This window comes from Leclercia sp. GLN_9 (assembly GCF_043105735.1).
GTDB classification, from domain to species: domain Bacteria; phylum Pseudomonadota; class Gammaproteobacteria; order Enterobacterales; family Enterobacteriaceae; genus Enterobacter; species Enterobacter adecarboxylatus.
This window is the reverse complement of sequence record NZ_JBICLV010000005.1, coordinates 1-20,668: the sequence shown is the minus strand read 5'-3', so window position 1 is coordinate 20,668 and position 20,668 is coordinate 1. Positions and strand designations below refer to the sequence as shown.

Here is a 20,668-nt window from a genome sequence, read left to right as displayed (position 1 = left end):
AAAAATGCAGCACACGAAACCGTCCTGAAAAAGCCAACGCGGTTTCGTGTGCCGTGGCACTGAATCAGCGCCAACCTTAAACTTCGGGGGAATATTCTATACGCAACGACAGGGGTTGTCGTTAGTCAGAAGAGATTTATCACTGAAATAATTCACGTAGCCTCTGATTAAAGAGACTACGTGCGTATTTATCAGGAATTAGTGGATGCCGCCGATACGATTTAACCGTACGCCGGTCGGCCATTCGCCTTCCTGTTTCTCAAAGCTCATCCAGATAGTGGTCGCTTTGCCGACCAGATTCGCTTCCGGCACAAAGCCCCAGTAACGGCTGTCCGCGCTGTTGTCGCGGTTATCACCCATCATGAAGTAGTGTCCCGGCGGCACAATCCAGGTCGCCAGCTGCTGCCCCTGCTGATGATAGTACATCCCCAGCTGATCCTGAGCGATGGAGACGGTCAGGATACGGTGCGTCACATCGCCCAACGTCTCTTTACGCTCGTTCAGACGAATACCGTTCTCTTTGGTCTCGCCTTTCGGCAGCTGGAAGAAACCGCTGGTCGCTTCGCCACCGTTACGGCGGGCAAACGTCTGTACAAAGTCGCTGGGCTCAACGCCGGAATAGGTTACTGCCAGCGCGCTTCCACAGGCCGTACCGGAACTGCATCCAGGCTGAACCGTTACCTCTTTGGAGACCGGATTATAGGTCACCTTGTCGCCCGGCACGCCAACGGTGCGTTTGATGTAATCCAGACGCGGATCGTCCGGGTATTTAAACACCACGATGTCGCCACGTTTCGGATGACCGGTTTCGATCAGCGTTTTCTGGTAGATCGGATCTTTAATGCCGTAGGCAAACTTCTCCACCAGAATAAAATCACCGATCAGCAACGTTGGCATCATCGAACCGGATGGGATCTGGAAAGGTTCATAGATAAACGAACGTACCACCAGCACAATGGCCAGCACCGGAAAGACAGAAGCGCCCGTTTCCAGCCAACCCGGCTTCGGGCTGACTTTTTTCAGGGTTTTCGCATCCAACTGGTCGCCCGTGGCCGCCTGCGCGGCGGCCTGGCGTTCGTGACGTTTCGGGGCAAAGATAAACTTATCCAGACACCACAACAGCCCTGTCACCAGGGTGGCAACCACCAGGATCAGGGCAAACATGTTCGCCATGCCAACTCCTTAAAGGATTATTTTCCGTCTTTACCCACGTGCAGAATGGCGAGGAACGCTTCCTGCGGCAGTTCGACGTTACCGACCTGCTTCATACGCTTCTTACCTTCTTTCTGCTTCTGGAGCAGCTTTTTCTTACGGCTGACGTCACCGCCATAGCATTTTGCCAGAACGTTTTTACGCAACTGTTTCACCGTCGAACGGGCGATGATGTGGTTGCCAATGGCTGCCTGAATCGCAATGTCGAACTGCTGGCGCGGAATGAGCTCTTTCATCTTCTCGACCAGTTCACGACCGCGATACGGAGCATTGTCGTTGTGGGTAATCAGTGCCAGCGCATCGACGCGCTCGCTGTTGATCAGCACGTCCACACGCACCATGTTAGAGGCCTGGAAGCGTTTGAAGTTGTAATCCAGCGACGCATAACCGCGGGAGGTAGACTTCAGGCGGTCGAAGAAGTCGAGCACCACTTCTGCCATCGGGATTTCGTAGGTCAGCGCAACCTGGTTACCGTGGTAAACCATGTTGGTCTGCACGCCGCGTTTTTCGATACAGAGCGTGATGACGTTACCCAGGAATTCCTGCGGCAGCAGCATATGACACTCTGCAATCGGCTCGCGCAGCTCATGAATATTGTTCAGCGGCGGCAGCTTGGATGGGCTGTCGACGTAGATAACCTCTTTCGAGGTGGTCTCCACTTCGTAAACTACCGTCGGCGCAGTGGTAATCAGATCCAGATCGTACTCACGCTCCAGACGCTCCTGGATGATCTCCATGTGCAGCAGGCCGAGGAAGCCGCAGCGGAAGCCGAAGCCCAGCGCCGTGGAGCTTTCTGGCTCATAGAACAGGGAAGCATCGTTCAGGCTCAGTTTGCCGAGCGCGTCACGGAAGTTCTCGTAATCATCAGAGCTGACCGGGAACAGACCTGCGTAAACCTGTGGCTTCACCTTTTTGAAGCCTGGCAGCGCTTTATCTGCCGGGTTACGTGCCTGGGTCAGGGTATCGCCCACTGGCGCGCCAAGAATGTCTTTGATGGCACAAACCAGCCAGCCTACCTCGCCGCATTTCAACTCGGTACGGTCAACCTGTTTTGGCGTGAAGATCCCCAGACGGTCAGCGTTATAGACCTGGCCGGTACTCATCACTTTAATTTTGTCGCCTTTGCGCATGGTGCCGTTTTTAATACGCACCAGCGAGACAACGCCAAGGTAGTTATCGAACCAGGAGTCGATAATCAGCGCCTGCAGTGGCGCATCGGCATCACCTTCCGGGGCCGGGATATCACGCACCAGACGTTCCAGCACGTCGGTTACACCCACGCCGGTTTTCGCCGAGCAGCGTACTGCGTCCGTCGCATCGATACCGACGATATCTTCAATCTCTTCCGCTACGCGTTCAGGATCGGCGGCTGGCAGGTCGATTTTGTTCAGTACCGGCACCACTTCGAGATCCATTTCCATCGCGGTATAGCAGTTGGCCAGCGTCTGGGCTTCTACGCCCTGCCCGGCATCAACCACCAGCAGCGCGCCTTCGCAGGCCGCCAGCGAACGGGAAACTTCATAAGAGAAGTCAACGTGGCCTGGGGTATCGATAAAGTTCAGCTGATAGGTTTCACCATCAGACGCTTTGTAGTCGAGCGTGACGCTCTGCGCTTTAATAGTAATGCCGCGTTCGCGTTCCAGGTCCATGGAGTCCAGTACCTGGGCTGCCATTTCACGATCAGACAGGCCACCGCAAATCTGGATAATACGGTCAGACAGCGTCGACTTACCGTGGTCAATGTGAGCAATGATCGAAAAGTTACGTATGTTCTTCATATAGTTAAATAATTATGCCTTACGAATTCCTGGAGGCCGCTGTTCTTAGCCTGACGTTTTTCAGTGCGAAAACGCAGCATTCTACACTACATCTCCTTCACCGGGAAATGCTCTTCCAGCAAGCTTAGCGTGAAGATTCAGCGTTTTCTTTTATGAGATGTAAATAAAGCAAAGCCCGGTGACATCACCGGGCTTCAGAAGAGAGCATTTCGACACGAAGCTGATCGGGGGGCAATCCAACACTGAGGATCACAGGCTGCCACTCTTCACGGACGGCAAGCCTGGATGAAAAGCCGCGGGCAAGTAAAAATCCCCCCACGCCACCCAGAGCTGCCCCGCACATTGCGGCAAGATCGGTACTGAACATAACCTGGAAGACGCCCCCCAGGGTAAACAGCCCCACCAGCGGCGAGAGGTAGACCAGCATGGCAGAACCAAGCAGGCTGCCTTCAGCGATCCCTAACTCGACTTTTTGTCCTGCAACCAGCGGCTCTTCGCTGGGTACACTAATGGTGTGTGACGTTTGCGGCCCGAGTTTATTCAGCACCCGGCTTCCGCAGCCGGCGCGGGAGGCGCAGCTGTTACAGGATGCTTTGACGTCACAGCTAACCAGCGCGATGCCATCCTGCCATGAAACGACAGTTGCCCACTCTTTGATCATGGTGCGGCCCTGAATTTAATGCTGTCGGCGATGCGTTTAGCCGTTTGTGGCGGTAGCTCACCCACGACGGTGATCTCGGCGTTATCACGCACGGTGGTACTCACAGTTCGGCGTCCGGTGCGCAGCATCTGATCGGCGCTGACCGCTGTTGCCCGGTTGACGTTAACCGAGAAGCTGAACAGACCGTCGGAGTAAAGACGGGATTCAACCGCAGTATCAATCGTCGGTAGCTGACGTCGACTGCTGGAGACTTCACTAAAGCCCTGAGGGATCCAGTTTGGTGCCCAGTTGAAGCTGACAGGGTCGCCTGCCGGTACAGAAAGCAGCGGCGGCAGGTTGGCTTTTGCCAGATTCTGCATGCTGTTGCCAACCTGATCGTTAATGGTGAAGGCGATCACCCGGAACTGTTCCAGCGTCTCGCCATCCCGATCCAGCAGATCGACACGCATAGGCAGCCTGGTCTCAGCATCCATCCACACGATATAGCTGTAACGCGTTCCGTCTCTGGCGACCACGCGCAGCACTTCACAGAGCCGGTCAGCAATGCGGGTACGCCCTACGGAGATAAAGTCGTAGTAAGGAGCAAGCCGTTTGAAATCGGTATAGATGAGCGAAGGCAGCGAATCAACGATGTAATCGCCGTTCAGCGTAAAGGGTTCAAGACCCGGCTCAAAATAGCTGATTTCGTTGCCACGCTGCACAACTTCGCGGCGCGGACCATCCATCTGCAATAGCTGGGCAAGCGGCTGTTTATCAAGACGGGCATGGCGATAGCGTAACGACTCTACACCTTGCTTATTAATGCTGATAAAAGACAGCTCGTAGTTGAGTGACTGGCTGGCCTGGTTCATTTGCTGTAACAACGCCCCGGACGATACATCAGCCGAGGCGTTGACAGTGAAGAACAGGCTACCCGCCATCAGAGACATGGCGCACCAAAGTTGCTTCATTACTGCGATTGCGTTCCTAAAGTTTGGTTTCCAGGCACTTGCACAGCAGCCTGCTGGGTTTGTGCTTGCTCAAACTGAAGTTGTTCGGAATGCAGACGGCGCTGCAATTCGTAGTCCTGCAACATCGCATTGATGCGACGGCGTTGCTCTTGTACCTGCTGCTGCTGACCGGCGCCTGCCGATGCATCAGAAGGAATACCCAGGCTTACCGGGCTGGCTTTGCCCATCATCGGCAGCGTGTTAAACACTGGCGCTTCTGGTTGCTGGTTGACTTCAGATTGATTGTTATACTGCTGGACGCCAACAATAACTGCAAGCGATACGCACGCAGCGACGCCCATTTGCGTCAGTTGACTTGCCCAGGGACGCACTTTGTTCCAGAAAGGCATCTTCTGCCACTGGTGCGGTGCCGGTTGGGCTTCAGGAATCAGCGGAGTGGCTTGAGAAACAGGTTCATTCTCGATGGCAGCCATTACGCGAGCTGAGATATCGAAATGGAGAACGTCACTGGTATCACCGCGCAGGGTATCGCGGATGAGATGATAACTCTCCCAGGTTTTTTGCATCTCAGGAGAGCGAGAAAGCTCATTAAGCATCTCACTGTCCAGCGTTTCACCATCCATTAAAGCGGAAAGTTGTTCTTTCTGCATGCCTAATACCTTTTCCAGTATCCCGCTATCGTCAACGCCTGATTAGCGGTTGAACTTTATTATCAATAGCTTCTCGCGCACGAAAAATTCGTGAGCGAACCGTACCGACCGGGCAATCCATGATAGCGGCTATCTCTTCATAGCTCAGGCCATCTAACTCCCGCAACGTAATTGCCATGCGTAAATCTTCCGGAAGCGACTCGATGGTGCGAAAAACTATTTGTCTCAGTTCTTCTGACAACATTAAGTTCTCAGGGTTCGAAATTTCTTTTAACGCACCGCCGCTTTCAAAGTTTTCTGCGTCAATGGCGTCAACATCGCTTGAAGGCGGACGGCGGCCCTGAGCGACGAGGTAGTTCTTGGCGGTATTGACAGCAATACGATACAGCCAGGTATAAAAAGCACTATCTCCCCGGAAAGATTCCAGCGCGCGATAGGCCTTGATAAAAGATTCTTGTACGACATCAGGGACATCGCCTGACGGTACATAACGGGACACCAGACTCGCCACTTTATGCTGGTAGCGCACCACCAGTAAGTTAAAGGCTTTCTGATCTCCCTTCTGGACCCGTTCAACCAGAATCTGGTCCGTTAACTGCTCGCTCATCCGAGGTAATGTCTCCCCAAACCTAAAATCCACGCGTTATCGAAACGCCACTCCAAACACTGCACTGTGAGCAAGCAGTTGCTTTGAGGGTCTTTTTTTCAAAAAGTTCCGTCACGCCTTTGTTTTTGTTAATCGTGTCGCAGACTGTTCATTTTCTCTCATTATAAGTCTGATACCGAAACGCACCCAGTTTCTGATAAGAATTGGCATTTACCGCTTGCAGGGTACCGCAAGACTGGCTTTATTTCACCACAAAATCTGAAGCTAACGATCTGCTTCGCAAAATATTTCTGCTCTTTTTGTGCCTGCTTGTTCCTGGCGTGTTGTTTAGTCATTGCAACTAACCTTAAAAAAAACGTGCGATTCCTCGCATTCGGGTGCTATGCTGGCCAAACACTGTTTAGTAAATTAAACACACATCATGAACGCAATGACTGACCTCTCCTGTGACGTACTGATTATCGGCAGCGGTGCCGCTGGCCTTTCACTGGCGCTGCGACTCGCCTCACACCAGAAAGTGATTGTTCTCAGCAAGGGTCCCATCAATGAAGGCTCCACCTTCTATGCACAGGGCGGGATTGCCGCTGTGTTTGATGAAACGGACAGTATCGACTCCCACGTAGAAGATACCCTGATTGCCGGTGGCGGTATCGTGGATAAGCACGCCGCTGAGTTTGTCGCCAGTAATGCCCGACATTGCGTTCAGTGGCTTATCGATCAGGGTGTGTTGTTTGATACCCACGTCCAGCCCAACGGTGAAGAGAGTTATCACCTGACGCGGGAAGGCGGCCATAGCCATCGCCGTATCCTGCACGCTGCGGATGCCACCGGTAAAGAGGTGGAAACGACCCTGGTCAGCCAGGCGTTGAGTCATCCGAACATCCAGGTGCTGGAACGCAGCAATGCGGTAGACTTGATCATTTCCGACAAGATTGGTCTGCCAGGTACGCGCCGCGTCGTGGGTGCCTGGGTCTGGAACCGTAATAAAGAGACGGTAGAAACCTGCCGGGCCAAATCGGTGGTACTGGCGACAGGCGGTGCTTCCAAGGTGTACCAGTACACCACTAACCCCGATATCTCTTCAGGCGACGGGATTGCCATGGCCTGGCGTGCAGGCTGTCGCGTGGCCAATCTGGAATTTAATCAGTTCCACCCCACCGCATTATTCCACCCGCAGGCCCGCAATTTCCTGCTGACTGAAGCCCTGCGCGGTGAAGGCGCGCATCTGAAGCGCCCGGATGGCACACGCTTTATGCCGGACTTCGACGAGCGGGGCGAATTGGCCCCGCGTGATGTCGTGGCCCGCGCTATCGATCATGAAATGAAACGCCTGGGCGTGGATTGCATGTATCTGGATATCAGCCACAAACCCGCAGAATTTGTGCGTCAGCACTTCCCGACCATCTATGAAAAATTGCTGGGGTTAGGCATCGACATCACCAAAGAGCCGATGCCTGTGGTGCCCGCGGCCCACTATACCTGCGGTGGAGTGATGGTGGACGATCATGGCCGCACCGACGTCGACGGCCTGTATGCGATCGGCGAAGTGAGTTATACCGGCCTGCATGGTGCCAACCGTATGGCCTCTAACTCGCTGCTGGAGTGTGTGGTCTATGGCTGGTCGGCGGCAGAAGATATTACCAAGCGCATGCCTTACGCCCGTCAGGCAGAAAATCTGCCCGCCTGGGATGAAAGCCGCGTGGAAAACCCGGATGAACTGGTGGTGATCCAGCATAACTGGCACGAACTGCGCCTCTTTATGTGGGATTACGTGGGGATTGTACGCACCACCAAGCGGCTGGAGCGCGCCCTGCGTCGCATTACCATGTTACAGCAGGAGATTGACGAGTATTACGCTCACTTCCGCGTGTCAAACAATCTGCTGGAGCTGCGTAATCTGGTCCAGGTGGCGGAGCTGATTGTGCGTTGCGCAATGATGCGTAAAGAGAGCCGCGGGCTGCATTATACGCTCGACTACCCGGAACAACTTGAGCACTCCGGGCCGTCCGTGCTCTCGCCGCTGGCTCACATAAACAGATAGAACGGGTGGGTCAGCGCCGTATAATCCTCGGAATAACGCTGATCTGGCCCGCGGATCACCAGCCTGTCGCTGAAGCACTCTCCTTCTTTCGGCGACAGCGCCACCAGAACCCGGTGCGGTAACCTGCCGTCCGTGTCAGCAATGTCGGTGCGCAGACGTAAATACCAGCCCATTTCCAGTGCGTTATTGATTAGCGCACTGCCCGCGCTTTCCGGTAATACCACGCAGAAAAAACCCTCTTCGGTGATCAACGCCGCCGCACAGGCTAATAGCGCACCGTGATCGAGCGAGCCGGTTGAACGAGCCTGGTCGCGCTCGGGCGTTGCGCACCCGACGCCGGGTTCATAATAAGGAGGATTACTGACAATTAAGTCATAGCGAGCCGTTTGCTCTGGTGCCCAGGTAAGAACATCCGCACAATGGAGTGCAATGCGAGAGGCCCAGGGGGATTCAGCCACGTTTTCTGCTGCCTGTTCGGCCGCACGAGGATCCAGCTCTACCGCATCAAGCGTGGTTGACGGCTCGGTGCGCTGCGCCAGCATAAGGGCTAATAACCCGCTGCCGCTGCCAATATCAAGGATACGTTTAACGCCTGCAACCGGTGCCCATGCCCCCAGTAAAATGCCATCGGTGCCGACTTTCATTGCACAGCGGTCGTGAGCGACAAAGAACTGCTTAAAGGTAAAACCATCGCGGCGCAGCTGCGCTTTGAGTTGAGACATGTCAGAGCAACCTTCAAAATGAAACGGGAGTAGCATAGGGGAAAGCGTAACGACGGAAAAGGGATATCCACACAAACAGATGAAGATTGCAGCCATAACGTCTATAATCAGCGCCCCACACAGAGGTAGAACATGACTGTAACGACTTTTTCCGAACTTGAACTCGACGAAAGCCTTCTGGAAGCCCTCCAGAATAAAGGCTTCACACGCCCGACTGCCATCCAGGCGGCAGCCATTCCGCCTGCGTTAGAAGGCCGCGACGTACTCGGTTCAGCGCCGACAGGCACCGGTAAAACGGCGGCGTACCTGCTGCCTGTCTTGCAGCATCTGATTGATTTCCCCCGCAAGAAATCCGGTCCACCGCGTATCCTTATTCTGACCCCAACACGTGAGTTAGCCGTTCAGGTTGCGGAGCATGCGCGTGAACTGGCCGCCAATACCCATCTGGATATTGCGACCATCACCGGTGGCGTAGCCTACATGAACCACGCCGAAGTGTTCAGTGAGAACCAGGATATCGTGGTCGCCACCACCGGGCGTTTGATGCAGTACATCAAAGAAGAAAACTTTGATTGCCGTGCTGTTGAAACGCTGATTCTGGATGAAGCGGATCGCATGCTGGAGCTGGGCTTCGCGCAGGATATTGAACACATCGCAGGCGAAACCCGCTGGCGCAAACAGACCATGCTGTTTTCTGCCACGCTTGAAGGCGATGCGATTAAAGACTTTGCTGAGCGTCTGCTTAACGATCCGGCAGAAGTTTCTGCCACGCCGTCCACGCGCGAGCGCAAAAAAATTCACCAGTGGTATTACCGTGCTGATAACTACGAGCATAAGCTCGAGTTGCTTAAACATCTGTTAAAACAAGATGACACGACCCGTACCATCGTCTTTGTACGTAAACGCGAACGTGTGCACGAACTGGCTGAACAACTTCGCGCCGCGGGCATTAACAACTGTTATCTCGAAGGTGAGATGGCGCAGATTAAACGTACCGAAGGGATTAAACGCCTGACCGAAGGTCGCGTGAATGTCTTGATTGCCACGGACGTGGCAGCGCGTGGTATCGACATTCCTGAAGTGAGCCATGTGATTAACTTCGACATGCCGCGCAGCGGAGATGTTTACCTTCACCGTATCGGTCGTACCGGGCGTGCAGGCCTTAAAGGCACCGCGATTTCTCTGGTTGAGGCGCATGACTATCTGCTGCTGCAGAAAGTGGGTCGCTACATCGAAGAGCCGGTGAAAGCGCGCGTGATTGACGAACTGCGCCCTACTACGCGCCCACCAAGCGAAAAAATGACGGGTAAACCGTCGAAGAAAGTTCTCGCCAAGCGCGCAGAGAAAAAAGAGAAAGAAAAAGAGAAACCGCGTGTGAAGCAACGCCACCGTGATGCCAAAAACATTGGTAAACGTCGCAAGCCAAGTGGCAGTGAACCTGCTTCACAGAAATAAGCGTAAAAAAACGCCGGGGTTAACCCGGCGTTTTTGTATCTATTCGCTGGCAGCAATTACAGGCTGGCGGTAAAGGTACGGGCAATGACGTCACGCTGCTGTTCTGCAGTCAGTGAGTTAAAGCGAACGGCATAGCCGGATACGCGAATGGTCAGCTGTGGATATTTTTCAGGATGCTTAACGGCATCTTCCAGTGTTTCGCGACGCAGCACGTTAACGTTCAGATGCTGACCGCCTTCAACGCGCACTTCCGGTTTGATTTCCATTGGGATTTCGCGGTACTCAATCTCACCCAGTTTATTAACCGGAACAACTTCATCTTCTGCAAAGCCTGCTTTTGCACATACGCAGCGCGCTTCGCCTTTTTCGCTGTCCAGCAGCCAGAAAGAGTTCAGCAGGTCGTCGTTTGCAGCTTTAGTAATCTGGATACCAGTAATCATGTAATGTCTCCCTTAAACTACACTATTGGGTGTTGCCCATTGTTTAGGGCAATTGGTAAAACCATTGTTGCTTGAGTGTATATATATCAGTCAAACCCTCGTCATTCATTGACGTAAATCAATAAAAACCATATCGACACAAGGGCTATCAGGGAAGATTATTGTTTTATATCAATTTTCTACGAAGCCAGCCTTCAAAAGAATTCGTAATTTTTTAAATATTTTTCATCAAGCTGCCCTTTTACCCCGGCAATTTTGCTCCCTCGTCATAACCAGTTAAGCTAGGAGCAGATAAAATTCGCAGGAGAGCGAGATGACAACACCTTTAACCTGGCATGACGTACTGGCCGATGAGAAAAAACAACCTTACTTCGTCAATACGCTGAACACGGTTGCCGCCGAACGTCAGGACGGCATCACCATCTATCCGCCACAGAAAGACGTATTTAACGCCTTTCGTTTTACCGAACTGGCCGATGTCAAAGTGGTAATTCTTGGCCAGGATCCCTATCACGGGCCGGGCCAGGCGCACGGTCTGGCCTTTTCCGTACGTCCGGGCGTTGCAACTCCCCCTTCCCTCCTGAATATGTATAAGGAGCTGGAAGCCTCGGTGCCAGGATTTACCCGCCCTGCACACGGCTATCTGGAAAGCTGGGCACGCCAGGGCGTGCTGCTGCTGAACACGGTGCTGACGGTACGCGCCGGGCAGGCACACTCCCATGCCAGCCTGGGCTGGGAGACGTTTACGGATAAAGTTATCAGCCTGATTAACCAACATCGGGAAGGGGTTGTGTTTTTACTGTGGGGGTCGCACGCGCAGAAGAAAGGGGCGATCATTGATACCCAGCGCCATCATGTGCTGAAAGCACCGCACCCGTCGCCGCTGTCAGCACACCGCGGCTTTTTTGGCTGCAATCATTTCGTGCTGGCAAATGAATGGCTGGAGAAACAGGGCGAAACGCCAATTAACTGGATGCCAGAGTTACCGGCTGAAAGCGAATAGACTGGATAAACAGAGCAGATATGCAGGCCCGGTAAACATAGCGCCACCGGGCCTATTGCCGGGTGGCGGCTTCGCCTTACCCGGCCTACAAAAACAGAGCGGGATTACGCTTTGTTCTGACGCCACCACTCCGCCAGCAGAACGCCGGTCGCAACGGATACGTTAAGGCTTTCGACATTGCCGGTGCCATCGATAGAGACGCTCAGATCGGCGCTGGACAGTGCCGCATCAGACAGACCATCACGCTCCTGACCCAGCAACAGCACCATTTTACGCGGCAGCGTCGCCTTAAACAGCGGGGTGGTGCCTTTGTGGCTGGAGGTAGTCACAATGGAATAGCCCGCTTTACGGAACTGTTCAATCGCGTCCAACACGCTGTCGCCAGTGATCGGCTGAACGTGTTCCGCGCCGCCTTCCGCGGTACGGATTGCCGCACCGGATTCCAGCAAAGCCGCATCCTGCAACAGTACCCCTTTCACGCCGAAATGGGCGCAGCTGCGCATCATCGCGCCGAGGTTGTGCGGGTTGCCCACGTCTTCCATCGCCAGTACGCAGTCATCTTCCGCTGCCTGGCTAACCCACTGCTTAACGGTCATCCCGTTACGTTTCTTAATCAGGAAGCAAACGCCACCGTGGTGTTCGGTGCCAGACGCTTTGGTAATCTCTGCATCATCTACCACGTGGTAGGCTTTGCGATTGGCGGCCATCCAGCGCAGCGCCTCTTTGAAACGCGGCGTGACGCTCTGGATAAACCAGGCGCGCACGATGCTGTCAGGACGGCTCTGGAACAGGGCCTGACAGGCGTTCTCACCGTAGACACGCGTCTCTTCCGCGCGTTGACGGCGGATGACTTCTGGATCAATCACCGTTTTACCGGCCATGCTGCCGTGATCGACAGGGGCCTTCGACTCATCGCCCGGCGCGCGGGAAACGGTACGCCACGGGGAAGCGTCGCGGTTAAAGTCGTCGCGTTTGAAATCATCACGCTTACGGTCGTCACGTTTACGATCGTCGCGTTTGCGGTCATCACCGCGGCTGTTTCTCTCATCGCGGGCGGGGCGACGGCCACCGTCTGCACGAGATGGCCCTGGACGCCCGCCACCTTTTCCGGTACGCGGATTTTCGGTGCGTTTATCAGAGTCATCATCACTGCGGACATACATCACTTTGACCTTGCCGCTTTTGTTTTTCAGTTCGTCGTTCATGCTTTTCTCCACCAGCGCTGCGCGAAGCGCGCAGATTACCCGATGTACCCGCGCATAGCCATTACTTCGTATAAAAGCCTGTGACTATTGTTCTCATTGAATAAAACGCATTGTTGTTTCAAACAGGGTCGCTGATAATATGTAACATATTGGAAACATAACCGGCATGTTGCCGATTTGTCCCCCTGCTCTACCTGAGGTTAGTTATGAATACCGTATGTGCCAACTGCCAGGCTCTTAACCGCATTCCAGAGGATCGAATTGATGATGGAGCAAAATGCGGACGCTGCGGTCATGAATTGTTCGATGGTGATGTCATTAATGCTACCGGTGCAACTCTGGATAAACTGCTGAAGGACGATCTGCCGGTAGTGGTCGATTTCTGGGCGCCCTGGTGCGGCCCGTGCCGCAATTTTGCACCGATCTTTGAAGATGTCGCAGAAGAGCGTAACGGCAAAATGCGTTTTGTGAAAGTGAACACCGAAGCTGAACGTGAGCTGAGCGCACGCTTCCGCATTCGCAGTATTCCAACCATCATGATTTTCAAGAATGGTGAGGTGGTCGATATGTTGAACGGCGCAGTGCCAAAAGCCCCGTTTGACAGCTGGCTGAACGAATCCCTCTGATATTCCGGGGCACGTAACTTGTGCCCCGCTCTCGCCTCTGCGAGAATGGCGTTTTTTCTACGCTCTCCCCCCATGACTGATAACGCCGTACTGCAATTGCGCGCCGAACGCCTGGCGCGTGCGACTCGCCCTTTTCTTGCCCGTGGTAACCGCATTCGTCGCTGTCAGCGCTGCCTGCTGCCGCTTAAGCAGTGCCTGTGCGCTACGCTGACACCCAGCGAGGCTAAAAGCCGTTTCTGTCTGGTAATGTTTGATACGGAACCGATGAAGCCCAGCAATACTGGCCGACTCATCGCCGATATTTTACCGGATACCGCTGCTTTCCAGTGGTCTCGCACCGAACCGCCGCAGGCACTCCTGGATTTGGTCGCCAGCCCGGATTATCAGCCGATGGTGGTGTTCCCGGCGTCTTATGCCGGAGAAACGCGTGAAGTGCTTACCGTTCCCCCTTCCGGCAAGCCCCCGCTGTTTATTATGCTGGATGGCACCTGGACCGAAGCGCGTAAGATGTTCCGTAAGAGTCCTTATCTGGATGCCCTGCCGGTAATCTCGGTCGATCTGTCACGTGTTTCTTCTTATCGCCTGCGTGAAGCCCACGCTGACGGCCAATACTGCACAGCCGAAGTGGCGATTGCGCTACTGGATCTGGCGGGCGATACCCTGGCAGCCAGTGCGCTTGGTGGCCATTTTTCCTGTTTTCGCGAACGCTATCTCGCAGGAAAAACCACTCATAAGGGAAGCATCACAGCAACAGAGCCGGAAAGCGTTTAATATCATCAGGTCACTCGCCTTTTCAGGAGACTTGTATGAGCCAGCGCGGGTTAGAAGCATTACTCCGCCCTAAATCCATCGCCGTCATCGGCGCGTCGATGAAACCCGAACGCGCCGGTTACCTGATGATGCGGAACCTGCTCGCAGGCGGTTTCAACGGCCCAATTCTGCCGGTAACGCCTGCTTATAAAGCCGTGCTGGGCGTCCTGGCCTGGCCAGACGTGGACAGCCTGCCCTTTATCCCCGATCTCGCGGTGCTTTGTACTCATGCCCGACGCAATATCACGCTGCTTGAGGCGCTGGGTAAAAAGGGCTGTAAAACCTGCATCATTCTCTCCTCACCTCCTGAACAACAGACGGCGCTTCTGGCCTGCGCGGCGCGATTCCAGATGCGACTGCTGGGGCCAAACAGCCTTGGCCTGCTGGCGCCCTGGCAGGGGCTGAACGCCAGTTTCTCGCCTGTTCCAATACGTAAAGGCAAGCTGGCCTTTATCTCGCAGTCGGCGGCGGTCTCCAATACGATTCTCGACTGGGCACAGCAGCGTGAGATGGGGTTCTCCTACTTTATCGCCCTGGGCGATGGGCTGGACATCGATGTCGACGAGCTGCTGGATTTTCTGGCACGCGATACCAAAACCAGTGCCATCCTGCTCTATCTTGAGCATCTGAGCGATGCCCGACGCTTTGTCTCCGCGGCCCGTAGTGCCTCGCGCAATAAACCGATCCTGGTGATCAAAAGCGGTCGTAGCCCGGCCGCTCAGCGTCTTTTGCACTCGCATTCCGGGATGGACCCCGCCTGGGATGCCGCCATCCAGCGTGCCGGTTTACTGCGCGTTCAGGATACCCATGAACTCTTTTCGGCTGTCGAAACGCTCAGCCATATGCGTCCGCTCCGGGGTGAACGGCTGATGATCATCAGCAACGGAGCCGCCCCCGCCGCGCTGGCGCTGGATGAACTCTGGCTGCGTAACGGCAAGCTGGCCGCGCTCAGTGAAGAGACGCTCCAGCGCCTGCGTGAGGCGCTGCCTCCTGGCGTAGAGCCGGGTAATCCACTCGATTTGCGTGACGATGCCAGCAGCGATCGCTATATCAGCGCCCTGAACATTCTGCTGGAGAGCCAGGATTTTGATGCCCTGATGGTTATTCACTCTCCGAGCGCCGTCGCGCCAGGGAGTGAAAGTGCCCGTTCGCTGATTGAAACTGTGAAAAAGCATCCGCGCGGTAAATACGTTTCGCTTCTGACCAACTGGTGCGGTGAGTTTTCCTCTCAGGAGGCACGCCGCCTGTTCAGCGAGGCAGGGCTGCCGACATACCGCACACCGGAAGGCACCATCACCGCCTTTATGCACATGGTGGAGTACCGACGTAACCAGAAACAGCTGCGGGAAACCCCTGCGCTCCCCGGAAATCTGACGGCCAATACCGGTAATGCTCGTGCCCTGCTGCAACGCGCCATTGATGATGGCGCGCGTACACTGGATACCCACGAGGTACAGCCGATACTGAATGCTTTCGGCATGCATACCCTGCCGACCTGGATCGCCAGTGACAGTGCGGAAGCGGTGCATATTGCCGAGCAGATTGGTTATCCGGTCGCGCTAAAACTCCGCTCCCCCGATATCCCCCATAAGTCAGAAGTTCAGGGGGTGATGCTGTATCTGCGCACCGCGGCGGAAGTTCAACAGGCGGCAGATGCCATCATCGATCGTGTCAAAATGACCTGGCCCCAGGCGCGGATCCACGGCCTGCTGGTGCAAAGCATGGCCAACCGCGCGGGGGCACAGGAGTTACGGGTGGTGGTTGAACACGATCCGGTCTTTGGTCCACTGATCATGCTGGGCGAAGGGGGCGTTGAGTGGCGTCCTGAAGAGCAGGCGGTGGTTGCCCTGCCTCCGCTGAACATGAACCTGGCGCGCTACCTGGTGATCCAGGGGATCAAGAGCAAGAAGATCCGCGGGCGTAGTGCCTTGCGATCGCTGGATATCGCTGCTCTGAGCCAGTTCCTGGTACAGGTATCTAACCTGATCATCGACAGCCCGGAAATACAGCGTCTGGACATTCATCCTTTACTGGCCTCCGGCAGCGAACTGACGGCCCTGGACGTGACGATGGACGTGGCAGCCTTTACTGGCGATCGTGAAAGCCGACTCGCGATCCGTCCTTACCCTCATCAGCTTGAAGAATGGGTGGAGATGAAGAATGGCGAGCAGTCGCTGTTTCGTCCCATCCTTCCTGAAGATGAACCCCAGCTACAGCGCTTCATCGCCCAGGTAACAAAAGAAGATCTTTACTATCGCTACTTTAGTGAAATCAACGAATTTACCCACGAAGATTTAGCCAATATGACGCAGATCGACTACGATCGGGAAATGGCTTTTGTTGCCGTCCGCCGCACTGATGAGGGTGATGAGATCCTTGGCGTCACGCGTGCTATTTCCGATCCTGATAACGTCGATGCGGAATTTGCAGTACTTGTTCGCTCCGATCTAAAAGGCCTCGGGCTAGGCAGACGGTTGCTGGAAAAGCTGATCGGTTATACGCGCGATCACGGACTTATCCGTCTCAATGGCATTACTATGCCTAATAATCGTGGCATGATCGCCCTGGCGCGAAAATTAGGCTTTACTGTTGATGTTCAGCTGGAAGATGGCATTGTGGGGCTGACGCTGGCGCTGATGTCGACTGGTAAACAAGAGTAAGGTACTGGAAATGTTGACCACTTTAAACGGCACTGGTGGTATGATTGCCCGCTTCTGTTGGCTGCATAGCCCATATAATCCTTCAATGAACAGAGAAGAAACGCACTGTGATGTTGTCCAAATTTAAGCGTAATAAACATCAACAACACCTTGCTCAACTACCGAAGATTTCTCAGTCAGTTGATGATGTAGAGTTCTTTTATGCTCCCGCTGATTTTCGGGAGACGCTACTGGCAAAAATTGCCAGCGCAACGCATCGTATTTGCATTATCGCGCTTTATCTTGAACAGGATGAAGGCGGCAGCGCGATTTTACGCGCGGTATACGAGGCCAAACGTCAGCGCCCTGAACTGGATGTTCGCATCCTGGTGGACTGGCATCGCGCTCAGCGCGGCCGTATTGGTGCAGCCGCATCTAACACTAATGCCGACTGGTATTGCCGCATGGCGCAGGAGAACCCTGGCGTAGATGTGGCGGTTTATGGTGTCCCGGTTAACACCCGCGAAGCGCTCGGCGTACTCCACTTCAAAGGCTTCATCATTGATGATAGCGTGCTCTACAGCGGCGCAAGTCTGAATGACGTCTACCTGCATCAGCTTGATAAATACCGTTACGATCGCTATCACCTGGTGCGTAATGCCCGCATGGCTGACGTCATGTTCGAGTGGGTGGATCAGAACCTGGTGCGCGGTCGCGGCGTGAATCGCCTTGACGATCCCCATCGTCCAAAAAGCCCGGAGATCAAAAATGACATTCGTCTTTTCCGTCAGGAATTGCGCGATGCCATGTTCCATTTCCAGGGTGATGCGGATAACGAACAGCTTGCAGTGACCCCGCTCGTAGGCCTTGGTAAATCCAGCCTGCTCAATAAAACTATCTTCCATCTTATGCCGTGCACTCAGCATAAGCTGACCATCTGTACCCCCTATTTCAACCTGCCGGCAGTCCTGGTGCGTAATATCATCCAGCTTTTACGCGACGGCAAAAAGGTAGAAATAATCGTTGGCGATAAAACAGCGAACGATTTCTTTATCCCAGAAGATCAGCCGTTTAAGATCATCGGTGCCCTGCCTTATCTGTATGAGATTAACCTGCGCCGCTTCCTCAGCCGCCTGCAGTATTATGTCAATACCGATCAGCTGGTGGTGCGTCTCTGGAAAGATGAAGACAACAGCTATCATCTGAAAGGGATGTGGGTCGATGATGAGTGGATGCTGCTAACGGGAAATAACCTCAACCCGCGTGCATGGCGACTGGATCTTGAGAATGCCATTCTGATCCACGACCCGCGTCATGAGCTGGCAGCCCAGCGCGATCGCGAGCTGGAGTTGATCCGCACCCATACCACTGTGGTAAACCATTACCGCGATCTGCAGAGCATTGCTGATTATCCAGTTAAGGTCAGAAAACTGATCCGCCGTCTGCGCAGGATCCGCATTGATCGCTTGATTAGCCGCATTTTGTAATTTTCAGCCCTGTCATTGACGGGGCTTTTTTATGGAGATCGTTGTGCGTTACTTTCTGTTAATGGGCTGTCTGCTTCTGTGTGGTTGTAGCCATATGGCTCAGGATAGCTGGTCGGGTCAGGATAAAGCACAACACTTTCTCGCCTCGGCGATGCTGTCAGCTGCGGGTAATGAGTATGCCCAACGACAGGGGTATAGTCGCGATCGTAGCGCGGCGTACGGCTTGATGTTTTCAGTGAGTCTTGGGGCATCGAAGGAGCTGTGGGACAGCCGCCCGGCGGGGAGCGGCTGGAGCTGGAAAGATTTTGCCTGGGATATCGCCGGGGCAACAACCGGCTATAGCCTGTGGCAACTGGCGGAGCACTAAAGACGGACCCCTTTCCCTTTTCGGTGCAGCATCAGCGAGACAATAAATGCCAGCGCCCCCATCAGCGTAACGTACCAGAAAAAGACGGTCTCATTGCCGATCGATTTTAATGACAGCGCAACATATTCTGCCGACCCCCCAAAGAGTGCGTTAGCTACCGCATAAGATAACCCCACCCCCAGCGCACGTACCTGAGCCGGAAACATCTCTGCCTTAAGAATGCCGCTGATAGAGGTGTAAAAACTGGCAATGACCAGTGCCACCATCACCAGAGCAAAAGCGGCATAAGGGGATGAAACATGCTGAAGCGCTGTGAGAATAGGCACCGTGCATAACGTCGATAATCCGCCAAAAATGAGCATGGAACTACGACGACCGATTTTATCTGACAGCGCACCGATAATGGGCTGAATAAGCATAAAAACAAACAGCGCCACTGTCATGACCATACTCGCCACGTTAGCGTGCATACCCGTGGTGTTGACCAGATACTTTTGCATGTAGGTTGTAAAGGTATAGAAGGTGAGTGAGCCGCCTGCCGTGAAGCCGAGCACCATCAAAAATGCCTTGCGGTTACGCCATAAACCTTTAAATGAACCCGCCTCTTTTAACGTTCTCACCTCTTTTCGCGACGTTTCATCCAGTTGGCGCCGTAACCACAGTGCCACCACGGCCAGGACTGCACCCAGCGCAAAAGGAATACGCCATCCCCAGGTACGGAGATCTTCATCACTCAATACTTGTTGCAGTATTACCACGGCCAGGATAGCCAACAGCTGACCGCCGATCAGCGTGACGTACTGAAAAGAAGCATAAAAGCCTTTACGCCCTTCCACTGCGACTTCACTCATATAGGTCGCACTTGTACCATATTCCCCCCCAACGGATAGCCCCTGGAACAAACGCGCCAGCAAGAGTAAGGCCGGTGCCCATGTGCCAATCGCATCATAGCCGGGTAGACAGGCAATAACCAAAGAGCCGAAACACATCATACAGACTGAGATCAGCATGGACGTTTTTCGCCCTCTTCGATCGGCGATGCGACCAAACAGCCAGCCGCCGATTGGGCGCATCAAAAAGCCAGCGGCAAAGACGCCTGCGGTTTGCAGAAGTTGTGTCGTGGTGTTGCCGGATGGGAAGAAGATATGAGCAAAATAGAGTGAACAAAATGAGTAAACATAGAAGTCGAACCATTCCACCAGATTGCCAGAAGATGCGCCGACGATAGCCCAGATCCTGCGGCGGGTATCGCCGTCTGCCTCTTTTTTACTTTCCGTATCTGTACTTGCTACGGTTTCTGTCATTTTAAATCCCCTGTCTTACATTGCGGGCCATTGCACCCGTTCCAGTAAAACCAGATTTAAAATTTAACGTTAGGTAAAAAAATTGTTTCTATTATGTTTCATTTAATTTTGTGAGATAAGTCATAAAATGCGGCCTGAGGCGAGGGGTATCATCAACCCCACTTTTTTTGATGCGCTTGTTTTCTCTGTAAATAATCTTCATCGGCACGAATTTTATCCCACCATCCCTTAAAGACTTTCGCCGCTTCGGCTTTGACTGGATCGTGATCTAACGGACGCACATTGCGTTCATCATCATACTTTTTGCCGCCTTTGTGGTTGGCATAGCGCCTGGCGCGGGTATACCCCATCTGAATAAATTTCCTGGCCATATCCATACCAACAAAATCATTTTTCTCACGATATTGCTCAAAGAGCGCGTAAATTTCCTGTGCAGATTTTGTCGCGACTTCAGCATTTTTGTAACGCCAGTAGGGCAGGATTTCACTTTTATAAGGTTCAACCAGCAAGACACCCTGCTCTCCCCGCCCTACCTGGTAAAGCTCAGGATGATCACGAAAGTTTGTGTTGGCAAAATCTTGTTGGTAGTTAAATGGGGGATTCGGCAAAATAACCTCGATGACGATGTATATCTTGTTATTTTAGCCAGAGATTGTTGAGTTTGCCCGGGATGGAGAAATGCGAAAAACCCCGTACCTTGCGGTACGGGGT

Annotated in this window: 20 protein-coding genes; 8 read left to right on the top strand and 12 right to left on the bottom strand. The window is 53.8% G+C overall.

The genetic code is table 11. The features are described from left to right. Positions 1 to 198: 198 nt before the first annotated feature. The 7 genes from lepB to rseD form a co-directional block, all read right to left on the bottom strand. A complete protein-coding gene (gene lepB / locus ACF8PE_RS02520) occupies positions 199 to 1,173 on the bottom strand; it encodes a signal peptidase I (RefSeq protein WP_032613177.1) in 975 nt (324 codons plus the stop codon). Between the two features lie 17 nt (positions 1,174 to 1,190). After that, positions 1,191 to 2,990: a translation elongation factor 4 gene (gene lepA / locus ACF8PE_RS02515; RefSeq protein WP_032613179.1), complete on the bottom strand. Its 1,800-nt coding sequence runs from the start codon at positions 2,988 to 2,990 to the stop codon at positions 1,191 to 1,193. Between the two features lie 184 nt (positions 2,991 to 3,174). After that, positions 3,175 to 3,651 carry a SoxR-reducing system protein RseC gene (gene rseC / locus ACF8PE_RS02510; protein ID WP_150872084.1) on the bottom strand — a complete coding sequence of 159 codons (477 nt, stop codon included), beginning with the start codon at positions 3,649 to 3,651 and terminating at the stop codon, positions 3,175 to 3,177. After that, positions 3,648 to 4,601, bottom strand: a complete 954-nt coding sequence (rseB, locus tag ACF8PE_RS02505; protein ID WP_032613183.1) for a sigma-E factor regulatory protein RseB — start codon at positions 4,599 to 4,601, stop codon at positions 3,648 to 3,650. The genes rseC and rseB overlap by 4 nt, the downstream gene beginning before the upstream one ends. Continuing rightward, positions 4,601 to 5,251, bottom strand: coding sequence for an anti-sigma-E factor RseA (rseA, locus tag ACF8PE_RS02500; protein WP_032613185.1), 651 nt, complete (start codon positions 5,249 to 5,251; stop codon positions 4,601 to 4,603). The genes rseB and rseA overlap by 1 nt, the downstream gene beginning before the upstream one ends. A gap of 31 nt (positions 5,252 to 5,282) precedes the next feature. Beyond that, positions 5,283 to 5,858, bottom strand: a complete 576-nt coding sequence (rpoE, locus tag ACF8PE_RS02495) for an RNA polymerase sigma factor RpoE (protein WP_032613187.1) — start codon at positions 5,856 to 5,858, stop codon at positions 5,283 to 5,285. Beyond that, positions 5,855 to 5,923, bottom strand: coding sequence for a rpoE leader peptide RseD (gene rseD / locus ACF8PE_RS02490; protein ID WP_231313890.1), 69 nt, complete (start codon positions 5,921 to 5,923; stop codon positions 5,855 to 5,857). The genes rpoE and rseD overlap by 4 nt, the downstream gene beginning before the upstream one ends. Positions 5,924 to 6,279: 356 nt before the next feature. Between rseD and nadB the strand changes: the two genes are divergently transcribed. Beyond that, positions 6,280 to 7,899, top strand: coding sequence for an L-aspartate oxidase (gene nadB / locus ACF8PE_RS02485; RefSeq protein ID WP_200142115.1), 1,620 nt, complete (start codon positions 6,280 to 6,282; stop codon positions 7,897 to 7,899). Here nadB and ACF8PE_RS02480 read toward each other — a convergent pair. Then, positions 7,884 to 8,621 (bottom strand): tRNA1(Val) (adenine(37)-N6)-methyltransferase, encoded by a 738-nt coding sequence (locus ACF8PE_RS02480; protein ID WP_032613191.1) that lies wholly within the window; start codon positions 8,619 to 8,621, stop codon positions 7,884 to 7,886. The two genes, nadB and ACF8PE_RS02480, sit on opposite strands and share 16 nt — an antisense overlap. A 132-nt stretch (positions 8,622 to 8,753) precedes the next feature. Between ACF8PE_RS02480 and srmB the strand changes: the two genes are divergently transcribed. Further along, positions 8,754 to 10,076, top strand: a complete 1,323-nt coding sequence (gene srmB, locus ACF8PE_RS02475) for an ATP-dependent RNA helicase SrmB (protein ID WP_032613193.1) — start codon at positions 8,754 to 8,756, stop codon at positions 10,074 to 10,076. A 56-nt stretch (positions 10,077 to 10,132) separates the two neighbouring features. Here srmB and grcA read toward each other — a convergent pair whose 3' ends face one another. Then, positions 10,133 to 10,516: an autonomous glycyl radical cofactor GrcA gene (gene grcA / locus ACF8PE_RS02470; RefSeq protein ID WP_032613195.1), complete on the bottom strand. Its 384-nt coding sequence runs from the start codon at positions 10,514 to 10,516 to the stop codon at positions 10,133 to 10,135. Between the two features lie 313 nt (positions 10,517 to 10,829). Here grcA and ung point away from each other — a divergent pair, with 313 nt between their 5' ends. Further along, entirely contained in the window at positions 10,830 to 11,519 is a 690-nt protein-coding gene (ung, locus tag ACF8PE_RS02465) for a uracil-DNA glycosylase (RefSeq protein WP_032613197.1), read from the top strand. Between the two features lie 104 nt (positions 11,520 to 11,623). Here the strand turns inward: ung and ACF8PE_RS02460 are convergent, their stop codons facing one another. After that, positions 11,624 to 12,724 (bottom strand): tRNA/rRNA methyltransferase, encoded by a 1,101-nt coding sequence (locus ACF8PE_RS02460; protein ID WP_117385216.1) that lies wholly within the window; start codon positions 12,722 to 12,724, stop codon positions 11,624 to 11,626. A 206-nt stretch (positions 12,725 to 12,930) separates the two neighbouring features. Here ACF8PE_RS02460 and trxC point away from each other — a divergent pair, with 206 nt between their 5' ends. From trxC to ACF8PE_RS02435, 5 genes are all read left to right on the top strand, one after another. Then, positions 12,931 to 13,350, top strand: coding sequence for a thioredoxin TrxC (gene trxC, locus ACF8PE_RS02455; protein WP_059307384.1), 420 nt, complete (start codon positions 12,931 to 12,933; stop codon positions 13,348 to 13,350). A gap of 72 nt (positions 13,351 to 13,422) precedes the next feature. After that, positions 13,423 to 14,121 carry a tRNA-uridine aminocarboxypropyltransferase gene (gene tapT, locus ACF8PE_RS02450; protein WP_059307383.1) on the top strand — a complete coding sequence of 233 codons (699 nt, stop codon included), beginning with the start codon at positions 13,423 to 13,425 and terminating at the stop codon, positions 14,119 to 14,121. A gap of 35 nt (positions 14,122 to 14,156) precedes the next feature. Next, positions 14,157 to 16,820 carry a protein lysine acetyltransferase gene (gene pat, locus ACF8PE_RS02445; RefSeq protein WP_103793085.1) on the top strand — a complete coding sequence of 888 codons (2,664 nt, stop codon included), beginning with the start codon at positions 14,157 to 14,159 and terminating at the stop codon, positions 16,818 to 16,820. A gap of 110 nt (positions 16,821 to 16,930) precedes the next feature. Then, complete coding sequence (gene pssA, locus ACF8PE_RS02440; protein WP_032613208.1) at positions 16,931 to 18,286, top strand: CDP-diacylglycerol--serine O-phosphatidyltransferase; 1,356 nt, start codon at positions 16,931 to 16,933, stop codon at positions 18,284 to 18,286. A 31-nt stretch (positions 18,287 to 18,317) separates the two neighbouring features. After that, positions 18,318 to 18,653, top strand: coding sequence for a YfiM family lipoprotein (locus ACF8PE_RS02435; RefSeq protein ID WP_072250771.1), 336 nt, complete (start codon positions 18,318 to 18,320; stop codon positions 18,651 to 18,653). Here the strand turns inward: ACF8PE_RS02435 and ACF8PE_RS02430 are convergent. Together ACF8PE_RS02430 and ACF8PE_RS02425 are read right to left on the bottom strand one after the other, a co-directional pair. Continuing rightward, positions 18,650 to 19,957, bottom strand: coding sequence for an MFS transporter (locus ACF8PE_RS02430; protein WP_032613210.1), 1,308 nt, complete (start codon positions 19,955 to 19,957; stop codon positions 18,650 to 18,652). The genes ACF8PE_RS02435 and ACF8PE_RS02430 overlap by 4 nt on opposite strands. Before the next feature lie 152 nt (positions 19,958 to 20,109). Further along, complete coding sequence (locus tag ACF8PE_RS02425; protein WP_032613212.1) at positions 20,110 to 20,565, bottom strand: DUF4385 domain-containing protein; 456 nt, start codon at positions 20,563 to 20,565, stop codon at positions 20,110 to 20,112. Positions 20,566 to 20,668: the final 103 nt, after the last annotated feature.

Coding starts and splice junctions, on each gene's coding strand:
- lepB (WP_032613177.1), bottom strand. CDS start 1,173: ATGGCGAACATGTTTGCCCTGATCCTGGTGGTTGCCACCCTGGTGACA.
- lepA (WP_032613179.1), bottom strand. CDS start 2,990: ATGAAGAACATACGTAACTTTTCGATCATTGCTCACATTGACCACGGT.
- rseC (WP_150872084.1), bottom strand. CDS start 3,651: ATGATCAAAGAGTGGGCAACTGTCGTTTCATGGCAGGATGGCATCGCG.
- rseB (WP_032613183.1), bottom strand. CDS start 4,601: ATGAAGCAACTTTGGTGCGCCATGTCTCTGATGGCGGGTAGCCTGTTC.
- rseA (WP_032613185.1), bottom strand. CDS start 5,251: ATGCAGAAAGAACAACTTTCCGCTTTAATGGATGGTGAAACGCTGGAC.
- rpoE (WP_032613187.1), bottom strand. CDS start 5,858: ATGAGCGAGCAGTTAACGGACCAGATTCTGGTTGAACGGGTCCAGAAG.
- nadB (WP_200142115.1), top strand. CDS start 6,280: ATGAACGCAATGACTGACCTCTCCTGTGACGTACTGATTATCGGCAGC.
- ACF8PE_RS02480 (WP_032613191.1), bottom strand. CDS start 8,621: ATGTCTCAACTCAAAGCGCAGCTGCGCCGCGATGGTTTTACCTTTAAG.
- srmB (WP_032613193.1), top strand. CDS start 8,754: ATGACTGTAACGACTTTTTCCGAACTTGAACTCGACGAAAGCCTTCTG.
- grcA (WP_032613195.1), bottom strand. CDS start 10,516: ATGATTACTGGTATCCAGATTACTAAAGCTGCAAACGACGACCTGCTG.
- ung (WP_032613197.1), top strand. CDS start 10,830: ATGACAACACCTTTAACCTGGCATGACGTACTGGCCGATGAGAAAAAA.
- ACF8PE_RS02460 (WP_117385216.1), bottom strand. CDS start 12,724: ATGAACGACGAACTGAAAAACAAAAGCGGCAAGGTCAAAGTGATGTAT.
- trxC (WP_059307384.1), top strand. CDS start 12,931: ATGAATACCGTATGTGCCAACTGCCAGGCTCTTAACCGCATTCCAGAG.
- tapT (WP_059307383.1), top strand. CDS start 13,423: ATGACTGATAACGCCGTACTGCAATTGCGCGCCGAACGCCTGGCGCGT.
- pat (WP_103793085.1), top strand. CDS start 14,157: ATGAGCCAGCGCGGGTTAGAAGCATTACTCCGCCCTAAATCCATCGCC.
- pssA (WP_032613208.1), top strand. CDS start 16,931: ATGTTGTCCAAATTTAAGCGTAATAAACATCAACAACACCTTGCTCAA.
- ACF8PE_RS02435 (WP_072250771.1), top strand. CDS start 18,318: ATGGAGATCGTTGTGCGTTACTTTCTGTTAATGGGCTGTCTGCTTCTG.
- ACF8PE_RS02430 (WP_032613210.1), bottom strand. CDS start 19,957: ATGACAGAAACCGTAGCAAGTACAGATACGGAAAGTAAAAAAGAGGCA.